Below are 12567 nucleotides of genomic sequence, written 5' to 3'. Positions count from 1 at the left end.
GGCTTAATATCTTGCAAGATCCGCGCTTTTTTCCTTCCCGCACCGAAAAAATTAGCGACCTGGCTGGTGGCTGGTTTATCATCAATATAAATATCCGAAATTATTCTTCCCGAGTTCCTGTTCCCCTGAGGTTGATGTGCAGTTAACAAGCTTTACCGATTATGGATTACGCGCGCTGATCTACATGGCGTCGTTGCCAGATGGCAAGATGACCAGTATCTCTGAAGTGACAGAGGTCTATGGCGTGTCACGTAACCATATGGTGAAAATTATCAACCAGCTAAGCCGTGCGGGCTACGTGACGGCAGTGCGGGGGAAAAATGGCGGGATCCGGCTGGGCAAGCCGGCGGAGACGATTCGCGTAGGCGACGTTGTCCGCGAACTGGAACCTCTCTCGCTGGTGAATTGCAGCAGTGAGTTCTGCCACATCACACCGGCCTGTCGATTGAAACAGGCGCTTTCTCAAGCCGTGCAAAGTTTTCTCAAGGAACTGGATAACTACACACTGGCCGATTTGGTTGAAGAGAATCAACCGCTTTATAAATTATTGTTGGTGGAGTAAAGACTATCGCCGACAACGATGACAACGGAGGAACCGATATGTCACAAGACCCTTTCCTGGACCGCGAAGCTGAAAAATACGCCAATCCTATCCCGAGCCGGGAATTTATCCTCGATCATTTAACCAAACGTGAAAAGCCAGCTAATCGCGAAGAGCTGGCGGTTGAACTGAACATTGAAGGCGAAGAGCAGATTGAAGCCCTTCGCCGTCGCCTGCGCGCCATGGAGCGTGACGGGCAACTCGTCTTTACCCGTCGTCAGTGCTACGCGCTGCCGGAACGTCTCGACCTGCTGAAGGGCATGGTTATCGGCCATCGCGATGGCTATGGCTTCCTGCGCGTAGAGGGGCGTAAAGACGACCTGTATCTCTCCAGCGAACAGATGAAAGTCTGCATGCATGGCGACCAGGTGCTGGCGCAACCGCTGGGCGCGGATCGTAAAGGCCGTCGCGAAGCGCGTATTGTACGCGTGCTGGAGCCGAGAACTGGGCAAATCGTTGGCCGCTACTTCACCGATGCGGGCGTCGGCTTTGTTGTGCCGGACGACAGCCGCCTGAGTTTTGATATTCTCATCCCGCCAGAAGCGGTGATGGGCGCGCGTATGGGCTTTGTGGTGGTGGTAGAACTGACCCAGCGCCCGACCCGTCGTACCAAGGCGATTGGTAAAATTGTCGAAGTGCTCGGCGATAACATGGGCACCGGCATGGCTGTCGACATGGCGCTGCGTACCCATGAGATCCCTTACGTCTGGCCGCCAGCGGTTGAAGCGCAGGTTGCCGGGCTGAAAGAGCAGGTGCCGGAAGAAGCGAAAATTGGCCGCGTCGATCTGCGTGATTTACCGTTGGTGACTATCGACGGCGAAGACGCTCGTGACTTTGACGATGCGGTTTACTGCGAGAAAAAACGCGGCGGTGGCTGGCGTCTGTGGGTGGCGATTGCTGACGTAAGCTATTACGTCCGCCCGCCAACCCCGCTGGACAAAGAAGCGCGCAACCGTGGCACCTCCGTTTACTTCCCGTCGCAGGTTGTCCCAATGCTGCCGGAAGTGCTCTCGAACGGCCTGTGCTCGCTGAACCCGCAGGTTGACCGCCTGTGTATGGTCTGCGAAATGACCGTCTCATCGAAAGGCCGCTTAACGGGCTATAAATTCTATGAAGCGGTGATGAGCTCTCACGCCCGTCTGACCTACACCAAAGTGTGGCATATGCTGCAGGGCGATCAGGATCTGCGTGAACAGTATGCGCCGCTGGTTAAGCACATCGAAGAGCTGCATAACCTCTATAAAGTGCTGGATGAAGCGCGTGGCGAACGTGGCGGGATCTCGTTCGAGAGCGAAGAGGCGAAGTTTATCTTTAACGCCGAACGTCGCATCGAGCGTATTGAGCAGACGCAGCGTAACGACGCGCACAAACTGATTGAAGAGTGCATGATTCTGGCGAACATCTCGGCGGCGCGTTTCGTTGAGAAAGCGAAAGAACCGGCGCTGTTCCGTATTCACGATAAACCAACGACTGAAGCGATTACCGCGTTCCGTTCCGTTCTGTCGGAGCTGGGCCTGGAACTGCCGGGCGGCAACAAGCCGGAGCCGCGCGACTACGCCGAGCTGCTGGAATCTGTTGCCGATCGTCCTGATGCTGAAATGCTGCAAACCATGCTGCTGCGTTCGATGAAGCAGGCGATTTACGACCCGGAAAACCGCGGCCACTTTGGCCTGGCGTTGCAGTCGTATGCGCACTTTACTTCGCCGATTCGCCGTTATCCTGACCTGTCGCTGCATCGCGCCATTAAGTATCTGCTGGCGAAAGAGCAGGGCCATAAAGGCAACACCACGGAAACCGGTGGCTATCACTACTCGATGGAAGAGATGCTGCAACTCGGTCAGCACTGTTCCATGGCCGAGCGCCGCGCTGATGAAGCCACGCGTGACGTCGCTGACTGGTTGAAGTGTGACTTCATGCAGGATCAGGTGGGTAACGTCTTTAAAGGCGTCATTGCCAGCGTGACCGGTTTTGGCTTCTTTGTCCGTCTCGATGAACTGTTTATCGACGGCCTGGTGCACGTTTCGTCGCTGGATAACGATTACTATCGTTTCGACCAGATTGGTCAGCGTTTGATTGGTGAATCCGGCGGGCAGACCTATCGTCTGGGCGACCGCGTGGAAGTTCGCGTGGAAGCGGTAAACATGGACGAGCGTAAGATTGACTTCTCGTTGATTTCCAGCGAACGTGCGCCGCGTAATGTCGGCAAAACTGAACGCGAAAAAGCGAAGAAAGGCCCGGCGAATAAAAACGGCAGTCGCCGTCGCCAGGTCGGCAAGAAAGTGAATTTTGAGCCGGACAGCGCTTTCCGCGGTGAGAAAAAGCAGAAACCTAAAGCCGCGAAGAAAGACGCGAGAAAAGCGAAGAGGCCGTCTGAGAAAACGCAGAAAATTGCTGCCGCAACCAAAGCGAAGCGCGCGGCGAAGAAGAAAGTGGCGGAGTAAAACCCGCCCCTCACCCTAACCCTCTCCCGCAGGGAGAGGGAACCGATCGAGCCGATGTTTGGTCCGGCGCCGGTTTTCTCCCTCTCCCTTAGGGAGAGGGTGGGGTGAGGGTGACCTGATAACAAAGTTAACAACGAGTCCATCAATGAGTGAAATGATTTACGGTATCCACGCAGTCCAGGCCCTGCTGGAGCGCGCTCCTGAACGTTTTCAGGAAGTCTTTATTTTAAAAGGCCGCGAAGATAAACGTTTGTTGCCGCTGATCCACGCGCTGGAAGCGCAGGGCGTGGTGATCCAACTGGCGAACCGCCAGTATCTGGATGAGAAAAGCGAAGGTGCCGTGCATCAGGGCATAATTGCGCGGGTGAAACCGGGCCGTCAGTATCAGGAAAACGATCTGCCGGATCTGATCGCTTCGCTGGAAAACCCGTTCCTGTTGATCCTCGATGGCGTCACCGATCCGCACAACCTCGGCGCCTGCCTGCGTAGCGCCGATGCGGCGGGCGTGCACGCGGTGATTGTTCCGCGCGACCGCTCTGCACAGTTGAACGCAACGGCGAAGAAAGTGGCCTGTGGCGCAGCAGAAAGCGTGCCGTTGATCCGCGTGACCAACCTGGCGCGCACTATGCGTCTGTTGCAGGAAGAGAACATCTGGATCGTCGGTACCGCTGGTGAAGCCGATCATACGCTCTATCAGAGCAAAATGACCGGCCGCATGGCGCTGGTGATGGGCGCAGAAGGCGAAGGCATGCGCCGTCTGACCCGCGAGCACTGCGACGAACTGATCAGCATCCCAATGGCGGGCAGCGTCTCTTCGCTGAACGTCTCCGTGGCGACGGGCATCTGCCTGTTTGAAGCGGTACGCCAGCGCGGGTAATTTTTCCCGTGTTGAAATCAGGCCATCCTGCGGGATGGCTTTTTTGTGACCGTAATCCAGCGCCAAATGTTTACCTCTGTCCATACTTAAGGCATTGCCGATTGATGGAGGGAGACACATGTCCTGGCAAACGCATACTGTTTTTAATCAGCCTGGCCCGTTAAATAACAGCAATCTTTTTTTGTCCGATGGCGCACTGCGCGAGGCGCTGGTACGCGAAGGCGCAGGCTGGGATAGCGACCTGCTGGCCAGTATTGGTCAGCAACTGGGCACCGCCGAATCGCTGGAGCTTGGGCGGCTCGCCAACACCAATCCCCCTGAGCTTCTGCGCTACGACGCCACCGGCTCGCGGCTGGACGACGTGCGTTTTCATCCCGCGTGGCATCTGCTGATGCAGGGGCTGTGCGCCAACCGGGTACACAATCTGCCGTGGGAAGAGGATGCGCGTGCGGGCTCGTTCGTTGCCCGCGCCGCGCGCTTTATGCTGCATGCTCAGGTGGAAGCCGGAACGCTGTGCCCGATTACCATGACCTTCGCGGCAACGCCGTTGCTGCAACAGGCCCTGCCTGCTGAATTTAACGAGTGGCTCACGCCGCTGTTAAGCGATCGCTACGATCCGCACCTGTTGCCCGCAGAGCAAAAGCGCGGCCTGCTACTGGGCATGGGGATGACTGAAAAGCAGGGTGGTTCGGATGTATTGAGTAACACCACGCGTGCGGAACGCTTAACTGATGGCAGCTATCGGCTGGTGGGGCATAAATGGTTTTTCTCCGTGCCGCAAAGCGACGCACATCTGGTGCTGGCGCAGGCCAAAGGCGGGCTCTCTTGTTTCTTTGTCCCACGACTGTTGCCGGACGGTCAGCGCAACGCCATTCGTATCGAACGGCTGAAGGATAAGCTCGGCAATCGCTCGAACGCCAGCAGTGAAGTAGAGTTTCAGGACGCCAGCGGCTGGCTGTTGGGCGAAGAGGGGGAAGGCGTGCGGCAAATTCTGCGTATGGGTGGATTGACGCGCTTTGACTGTGCGTTGGGTAGCCATAGCATGATGCGGCGGGCGCTGTCGGTCGCGCTCTATCATGCCTTCCAGCGACAGGCGTTCGGCAAAAACCTGGTCGATCTGCCGTTGATGCATCAGGTACTGGGGCGGATGGCGTTGCAGCTTGAAGGGCAAACGGCGTTTCTGTTCCGTCTTGCAGGCGCATGGGGACGTCCTCAACAGGAATCGGAACGGCTATGGGCACGGCTGTTTACCCCAGCGGCGAAGTTCGCCATCTGCAAAACGGGAGTGCCGTTTGTGGCCGAGGCGATGGAAGTGTTGGGGGGCTCCGGTTATTGCGAGGAGAATGAACTGCCGCGTCTTTATCGTGAAATGCCGGTCAACAGTATCTGGGAAGGTTCCGGGAATATCATGTGCCTGGATGTATTGCGGGTACTGACAAAACAACCGGATGCGCTTGAACTGCTGGCAGAGATGTGTGGCGAAGTGAAAGGTCGGGATCGGCACTACGATCGCCAGTGGCGACAGCTACAGCAGCGGTTACGTAAGCCGTCGGAAGCGCAGGGGCGTGAAATAGCCATGCAAATTTATCTGCTGGGCGCAGGGGCGCAAATGCTGAAGTATGCTTCTCCGCCAATAGCGCAGGCCTGGTGTCGGATGATGCTGGATACGCGCGGTGGGGCGTTACTCAGTGAGCAGGTTAGCAATGATGTACTGCTGAGGGCGACCGGGGGAGTATAGCGGGAGGGCGTGGAAGAGAGGTTACAGGAATCTACCCTTCCACGCTTTTTTTAGTTTCAGGCATAGATAATCGCCTGTGCTCGCCAGTTGTCCGGCTGCTGTTCTTCGTACATCTGAACAATGCGATACCAGGAAGCGCCTTGCTCATCGGCTTTATGCGCGATGGCATCCTCTACGTCTTGCTGACTACCAGAGATATTGTTCACGGAAATGAGTCCGATTTCATTAAGGCCGGTAACACAATCCGCGCTGGCAAATTCAGCCGATTGCGCTACTGCTGAGTTCGCACCACCAGAAAATAGCAGGGTAGATAAAGTAAGAGATCGTTTCATCGTCAGCTCCATATACAAAACCCAATTGGGCAGTCCATAGCAGACGTCAGGGCATACTTTCATTCGCTCCTTCGAATGAGTCGTTGATGACGCCATATTGCATCAGGGAAACGTGAATAAGGTACAAACCTGCGTAAATAAGATTCAACAATGTTGTCTACTATTTACGGTAAAGGATGGCCTGCGAATACCACTGCCCCGGAACCACCGTGCTGTCATCGATCATGATAATCACGTAGTAATCCGCTTTGGCCGCAATCGCTTTAGCTTTCAGGGCAGCTTCGACATCCATTGGCGAGCCATATATCATGACGCTAATGGTGCCCATCCGCTGTAAGCCTTCCGTCTGGTTACGACGAATTTCTTGTGGAGTATCCGTTGCCGCCGGAGGTGCCGTAGGCGTCCCTTCCAGTATGCTGCAACCACTCAACAATAACGCCAGTAACAGAGGAGTAAAGCGACGCATAACCATATCCCGTTTCCTGATATTTGTAGTGTAGTGGTATAAGGAAAATCCCATTAGGGGAATGTTCCCGATTTGTTATCTCAAACGCTATTTTCGAATGAAAATTTCACGAAAGTACAACCTGGTTCTCAATGTTAAAAATCAGATAAAGTGGTATCCACTTTTGTCTTACTTCTCAGTATGCCGTAAGGAGTCGCTCCATGATTGAACTTGAAATGCGTATGCTCGCGGGCAATGAAGTTTTACATGCTTTCCCGAAAGGCTGTGTAGAAAAACCGCTGCCTTGCATTGTGTTTTATCATGGTTTTACATCGTCAAATCTGGTGTATAGCTATTTTGCGGTCGCCCTGGCGCAGGCCGGATTCCGGGTAGTGATGCCCAGTGCGGCAGAACATGGCTCGCGTTTTCATGGTGATGAACAGGAACGATTACAGCATTTCTGGCAGATCCTGCTGCAAAATTTCAACGAGTTCCCGGCCCTGCAGGACGCGCTCTACCAGGAGCGGCTGATAAATGACGGGCGATTGGCCGTGGCGGGGGCGTCGATGGGCGGTATGACGGCATTGGGGATCATGACGCGCCATCCTGAACTTAAATGCGTTGCCAGCCTGATGGGTTCCGGTTATTTCAGTTCGCTTTCCACAACGCTGTTTCCCCCTGCCGCAGAACAACGCGGCCCTCTGGCGACGCCGCTTGCCGGGTGGGATGTGAGTCAACAACTTGCGCGCGTCGCGGACAGGCCGCTGCTGCTTTGGCACGGCGATGCCGATGATGTCGTGCCGCCGGGAGAGACATTCCGTCTTCAGCAGGCGCTGAAGCGTGAAGGGCTGGATGCCAACTTAACCTGCATCTGGCAGGCTGGTGTGCGCCATCGCATTACGCCGGAAGCGCTGGCGAGTACCGTGGCTTTCTTTAAACAGCATCTCTAAACGCGTAGCACCTGCACACCCTGCTCCTCAAGTTTGCTGAGGATCTCCGGGTCTGCCTGTTTTCCGGTGATCACCATTGCTATTTCATCGGCACGGCTGAACAGCATGCCTGCGCGTTCACCCACTTTGCTGCTATCAACCAGTACGGCGAGCTTACCGACGACATTAAGCATTTTTTGTTCGGCCATCGCGGTGAGCATGTCGGTTTTATACAACCCTTCCGCGGTGAGCCCTCTCCCGCTGGTGAACATCCAGTGGCCAGCGTAGAGACTATTTTCGCTGCCCTGCGGGCTGAGTGTAATGGCGTGACTTTTGTTGTACTGCCCACCCATGATGATCACGCTTTCATGCTCCTGGTCTATCAGATAGTTCGCCAGGGGCAAATAGTTGGTAATGATTTGCACCGGTTTGCCGCAGATCTCCTGGCCCAGCAGAAAAGCGGTCGATCCACAGTTAATTACCACGCTTTCACCAGGCATAACCAGTTGCGATGCCGCCCTGGCGATACGCACTTTCTCGTCGTGATTCAGCGCCTGATGAATATTCATCGGCGACCAGCGCGGGCGCGGTTGATTGATAGCTTCAGCACCGTTGCGCACTTTTTTCAGCTTCCCGCTCTCATCAAGCTTGTTGATATCCCGTCGGGCTGTCGCCGGAGAGATCCCCAGCCGGGTGATCACCTGCCCCACGGTAACAAAGCCGGTTTGTGCCAGGAGTTCCAGCAATATTTGATGTCTTTGCGCTTCGGTCATGAGCTAATCCGATAAAAAATGATGATCGAAGATGATATTTGAAATATCACGAAAATACTATGTCAGGAATATACCGGATAGGATCTATCCGGTAATTAAGAGCATGCAGGCCGGATGAGCAAAGGTCATCCGGCAACAAGGTGGATTACAGGAATGATTTGAACGGTAGGTCTGGCTCAATGGTAAAGCAATCGTCGAAACCGCGTGGGTAGTGATATTCGAAATTGTCTTTATCCAGAGGCCAGGTGAATTTGCCGCCAACCTGCCAGATAAACGGCTTGAAACCATACTTCAGGCGGTCTTTTTTCATCTCCCAGAGCACGCGAATCTCCTGCGGATCGGCCTGGAAGTTCGACCAGATATCGTGGTGGAACGGGATAACCACCTGGGTATTCAGCGCCTCGGCCATGCGCAGGATGTCGGCGCTGGTCATTTTATCGGTTATACCACGCGGGTTTTCGCCATAAGAGCCCAGCGCCACGTCAATTTTGTGCTCGTTGCCGTGCTTCGCGTAGTAGTTGGAGTAGTGGGAATCTCCGCTGTGGTAGAGCGTGCCGCCAGGGGTTTTGAACAGGTAGTTAACGGCGCGTTCATCCATGCCATCCGGTAGTACGCCTGCGGCTTTTTGATCGGCGGGAAGGGTGATCAGCGCCGTGCGGTCAAAGGCGTCCAGCGCATGGATTTCAATATCCTTCACTTTGACCACATCGCCAGGCTTGACTACGATGCAGCGATCTTTTGGAACCCCCCAGCCAATCCACAGATCGACGCAGGTTTTCGGCCCGATAAACGGCACGTCGCTGGCGCAATTTTGCATCACGGCTGCGGCAACGTTCACATCAATATGATCGTTATGATCGTGAGTGGCCAGCACGGCGTCGATCTGCCGAATGGCGAATGGATCGAGCACAAACGGCGTGGTGCGCAGGTTTGGCTGCAGTTTTTTCACACCGGCCATGCGCTGCATCTGATGCCCCTGCTTCATAAGCGGATTGCCGTGGCTTTGTTTGCCTGTACCACACCAGAAGTCGACGCAGATATTCGTCGCCCCCTGCGATTTCAGCCAGATCCCCGTACAACCCAGCCACCACATCGCGAAGGTTCCCGGAGCGACCTGCTCCTGTTCTATCTCTTCATTCAGCCAGCTTCCCCACTCCGGGAAGGTACTCAGGATCCAGGACTCACGGGTGATGGTTTCCACTTTACTCATGATCTCTTCCTCACTAATTATTCAAAATACGTCACACTTTGATTTGTTATGATTGATAGTGACGCTAAATTTTCAGGATTGCAATGGCCTTTTTTGTCTTCTTTTGTATGTGTATTTGACCAGATAAGTCTTTTGTAACGTGATGAATCAAAGTGTATTTTTTATATTTTATTGATTTAATTGAGCTATTTTTCTGTTTTGGCGTAAGTGAATAAACGCTTTAATTCTGTGTGATTATTATTGCGGCGCAAGTCACATTTAATCAGTTTGAATCTTGTTGTGATTACTTTTGATTATTAGAGTGAGCGGACTAACAGACTGATGCGCGCTGACCGCAGCGCCTTCATTTTCGGAGAGCGTTATGGATATCCTCTACAACATCTTTACCGTCTTTTTTAATCAGGTCATGACCAATGCTCCGCTGTTGCTGGGTATTGTGACCTGCCTGGGTTATATCCTGCTGCGCAAAAGCGTCAGCGTCATTATCAAAGGCACTATCAAAACCATTATCGGTTTTATGCTGCTGCAGGCCGGTTCCGGCATCCTGACCAGCACCTTTAAACCTGTTGTGGCGAAAATGTCGGAAGTCTACGGCATCAATGGTGCAATTTCAGATACTTACGCTTCAATGATGGCGACCATCGAGCGGATGGGCGATGCCTATAGCTGGGTGGGGTATGCGGTGCTGTTGGCGCTGGCGCTGAACATTTGTTACGTACTGCTGCGCCGTATCACCGGTATTCGCACGATCATGCTTACCGGCCACATTATGTTCCAGCAGGCGGGGCTGATTGCCGTCACGCTGTTCATCTTTGGCTACTCCATGTGGACGACCATTATCTGCACCGCAATTTTGGTTTCGCTCTACTGGGGCATCACCTCCAACATGATGTATAAGCCAACCCAGGAAGTCACCGACGGCTGCGGTTTCTCCATCGGTCACCAGCAGCAGTTTGCATCCTGGCTTGCCTATAAAGTTGCGCCGTTCCTCGGTAAAAAAGAGGAGAGTGTTGAAGACCTCAAGCTCCCTGGCTGGCTGAATATTTTCCACGACAACATCGTCTCCACGGCGATTGTTATGACCATCTTCTTTGGCGCCATTTTGCTCTCCTTCGGCATTGATACCGTGCAGGCCATGGCGGGAAAAGTGCACTGGACGGTCTACATCCTGCAAACCGGTTTCTCCTTTGCGGTGGCGATTTTCATCATCACTCAGGGTGTGCGCATGTTTGTGGCGGAACTCTCTGAAGCGTTTAACGGCATTTCCCAACGCCTGATCCCGGGTGCTGTTCTGGCGATTGACTGTGCGGCTATCTATAGCTTCGCGCCGAACGCCGTGGTCTGGGGCTTTATGTGGGGCACCATCGGTCAGTTGATTGCGGTTGGCATCCTGGTCGCCTGTGGCTCCTCCATTCTGATTATCCCGGGCTTTATCCCGATGTTCTTCTCCAACGCCACCATTGGCGTGTTCGCTAACCACTTCGGCGGCTGGCGGGCGGCTATCAAGATTTGTCTGGTGATGGGGATGATTGAAATCTTCGGCTGCGTCTGGGCGGTAAAACTCACCGGTATGAGCGCCTGGATGGGCATGGCGGACTGGTCAATTCTGGCCCCGCCGATGATGCAAGGCTTCTTCTCCATCGGCATCGCCTTTATGGCCGTCATCATCGTTATTGCACTGGTTTACATGTTCTTTGCCGGACGCGCGCTGCGCGCTGAAGAAGATGCGGAAAAACAACTGGCAGAAGCTTCTGCTCAATAAGGAGTTTTGATTATGACCGTTCGTATTCTGGCTGTATGTGGTAACGGGCAGGGCAGTTCCATGATCATGAAGATGAAAGTGGATCAGTTCTTAACCCAGTCAAACATCGATCACACGGTAAATAGCTGCGCAGTGGGTGAATATAAAAGTGAACTGAGTGGCGCGGATATCATCATCGCTTCCACGCATATCGCGGGCGAAATCAGCGTAACAGGCAATAAATATGTGGTTGGCGTGCGTAACATGCTGTCGCCTGCGGATTTTGGCCCCAAGCTGCTGGAGGTCATTAAAGAGCACTTCCCGCAGGACGTTAAATAAGGACGCGAAATGAAACTACGTGATTCGCTGGCGCAAAACCACTCCATCCTTTTACAGGCGGAAGCCAGCACCTGGCAGGAAGCGGTAAAGATCGGCGTCGACCTGCTGGTGGCGGCGGATGTCGTTGAGCCGCGCTACTACCAGGCGATTCTCGACGGCGTCGAGCAACATGGCCCCTACTTTGTGATTGCACCGGGGTTGGCGATGCCGCATGGCCGTCCGGAAGAGGGCGTGAAGAAAACCGGTTTTGCCCTGGTGACGCTGAAAAAGCCGCTGGTGTTCAATCACGAGGATAACGACCCGGTCGATATCCTCATCACCCTGGCGGCGGTCGATGCCAATACCCATCAGGAAGTGGGCATCATGCAGATCGTTAACCTGTTTGAAGATGAAGCCAACTTTGACCGTTTACGTGCCTGCCGTACCGAGCAGGAAGTACTGGATTTAATTGACCGCACCAACGCGGCAGCTTAAGAAGGAATTGCAGATGTCATTACCAATGTTGCAGGTCGCGCTGGACAACCAAACCATGGACAGCGCTTACGAAACGACTCGCCTGATCGCCGAAGAGGTCGACATCATTGAAGTGGGCACTATCCTGTGCGTGGGCGAAGGCGTCCGCGCGGTGCGCGATCTGAAAGCGCTCTATCCGAACAAAATTGTGCTGGCGGACGCTAAAATTGCTGATGCGGGCAAAATTCTTTCTCGCATGTGCTTTGAAGCTAACGCCGACTGGGTGACGGTTATCTGCTGTGCGGATATCAACACCGCCAAAGGCGCGCTGGATGTGGCAAAAGAGTTTAACGGCGACGTGCAGATTGAACTGACAGGCTACTGGACATGGGAACAGGCGCAGCAGTGGCGTGACGCAGGTATTCAGCAGGTGGTTTATCACCGCAGCCGTGACGCGCAGGCCGCGGGCGTAGCATGGGGCGAAGCGGACATCACCGCCATCAAACGTCTTTCCGATATGGGCTTTAAAGTGACCGTCACCGGTGGCCTGGCGTTGGAAGATCTGCCGCTGTTCAAAGGCATTCCAATTCATGTCTTTATCGCTGGCCGCAGCATCCGCGATGCCGCGTCTCCGGTCGAGGCTGCGCGTCAGTTCAAGCGTTCCATTGCCCAACTGTGGGGCTAAGGA

The 12567-nt window shown here is 54.2% G+C and carries 13 protein-coding genes; 9 read left to right on the top strand and 4 right to left on the bottom strand.

From position 1 onward, the window contains the following. Positions 1-136 precede the first annotated feature (136 nt). From nsrR to VSR74_RS19610, 4 genes are all read left to right on the top strand, one after another. Positions 137-562 (top strand): nitric oxide-sensing transcriptional repressor NsrR, encoded by a 426-nt coding sequence (gene nsrR / locus VSR74_RS19625; protein ID WP_015966207.1) that lies wholly within the window; start codon positions 137-139, stop codon positions 560-562. Positions 563-600: 38 nt separating this feature from the next. Further along, the gene (gene rnr, locus VSR74_RS19620) at positions 601-3042 is read left to right on the top strand and encodes a ribonuclease R (RefSeq protein ID WP_347796253.1); all 2442 of its coding nucleotides are present in this window, start codon (positions 601-603) and stop codon (positions 3040-3042) included. A gap of 145 nt (positions 3043-3187) precedes the next feature. Continuing rightward, positions 3188-3919: a 23S rRNA (guanosine(2251)-2'-O)-methyltransferase RlmB gene (rlmB, locus tag VSR74_RS19615; RefSeq protein WP_015966205.1), complete on the top strand. Its 732-nt coding sequence runs from the start codon at positions 3188-3190 to the stop codon at positions 3917-3919. A gap of 118 nt (positions 3920-4037) precedes the next feature. Further along, complete coding sequence (locus tag VSR74_RS19610; RefSeq protein WP_347796252.1) at positions 4038-5657, top strand: isovaleryl-CoA dehydrogenase; 1620 nt, start codon at positions 4038-4040, stop codon at positions 5655-5657. A gap of 56 nt (positions 5658-5713) precedes the next feature. Here VSR74_RS19610 and yjfN read toward each other — a convergent pair whose 3' ends face one another. Both yjfN and bsmA read right to left on the bottom strand, forming a co-directional pair. Then, positions 5714-5989 (bottom strand): DUF1471 family protease activator YjfN, encoded by a 276-nt coding sequence (gene yjfN, locus VSR74_RS19605; RefSeq protein ID WP_347796251.1) that lies wholly within the window; start codon positions 5987-5989, stop codon positions 5714-5716. Positions 5990-6149: 160 nt separating this feature from the next. Then, entirely contained in the window at positions 6150-6461 is a 312-nt protein-coding gene (gene bsmA / locus VSR74_RS19600; RefSeq protein ID WP_347796250.1) for a biofilm peroxide resistance protein BsmA, read from the bottom strand. A 194-nt stretch (positions 6462-6655) separates the two neighbouring features. Here bsmA and yjfP point away from each other — a divergent pair, with 194 nt between their 5' ends. After that, positions 6656-7384: an esterase gene (gene yjfP / locus VSR74_RS19595; RefSeq protein ID WP_347796249.1), complete on the top strand. Its 729-nt coding sequence runs from the start codon at positions 6656-6658 to the stop codon at positions 7382-7384. Here the strand turns inward: yjfP and ulaR are convergent. Then, a complete protein-coding gene (gene ulaR / locus VSR74_RS19590) occupies positions 7381-8136 on the bottom strand; it encodes an HTH-type transcriptional regulator UlaR (protein WP_347796248.1) in 756 nt (251 codons plus the stop codon). The two genes, yjfP and ulaR, sit on opposite strands and share 4 nt — an antisense overlap. A 145-nt stretch (positions 8137-8281) precedes the next feature. Beyond that, on the bottom strand, positions 8282-9346 hold the full coding sequence (ulaG, locus tag VSR74_RS19585; RefSeq protein ID WP_347796247.1) for an L-ascorbate 6-phosphate lactonase: 1065 nt from the start codon (positions 9344-9346) through the stop codon (positions 8282-8284). Positions 9347-9707: 361 nt separating this feature from the next. On the opposite strand from ulaG, the gene ulaA reads away from it, so the two are divergent. The 4 genes from ulaA to ulaD are packed head-to-tail and all read left to right on the top strand — an operon-like array spanning position 9708 to position 12564. Beyond that, positions 9708-11108, top strand: a complete 1401-nt coding sequence (gene ulaA, locus VSR74_RS19580) for a PTS ascorbate transporter subunit IIC (protein WP_347796246.1) — start codon at positions 9708-9710, stop codon at positions 11106-11108. Positions 11109-11120: 12 nt separating this feature from the next. Continuing rightward, positions 11121-11426: a PTS ascorbate transporter subunit IIB gene (gene ulaB, locus VSR74_RS19575; protein ID WP_000218358.1), complete on the top strand. Its 306-nt coding sequence runs from the start codon at positions 11121-11123 to the stop codon at positions 11424-11426. A 9-nt stretch (positions 11427-11435) separates the two neighbouring features. Next, positions 11436-11900, top strand: coding sequence for a PTS ascorbate transporter subunit IIA (ulaC, locus tag VSR74_RS19570; RefSeq protein ID WP_347796245.1), 465 nt, complete (start codon positions 11436-11438; stop codon positions 11898-11900). A 13-nt stretch (positions 11901-11913) separates the two neighbouring features. Continuing rightward, positions 11914-12564 (top strand): 3-keto-L-gulonate-6-phosphate decarboxylase UlaD, encoded by a 651-nt coding sequence (gene ulaD, locus VSR74_RS19565; protein ID WP_347796244.1) that lies wholly within the window; start codon positions 11914-11916, stop codon positions 12562-12564. Positions 12565-12567 lie beyond the last annotated feature (3 nt).

Source organism: Pseudocitrobacter cyperus, assembly GCF_039889165.1.
In the GTDB taxonomy this organism is placed as follows: Bacteria; Pseudomonadota; Gammaproteobacteria; order Enterobacterales; family Enterobacteriaceae; genus Pseudocitrobacter; species Pseudocitrobacter cyperus.
Note: the sequence above shows the minus strand (reverse complement) of the source record. Positions and strands in the feature narration are given on the sequence as shown.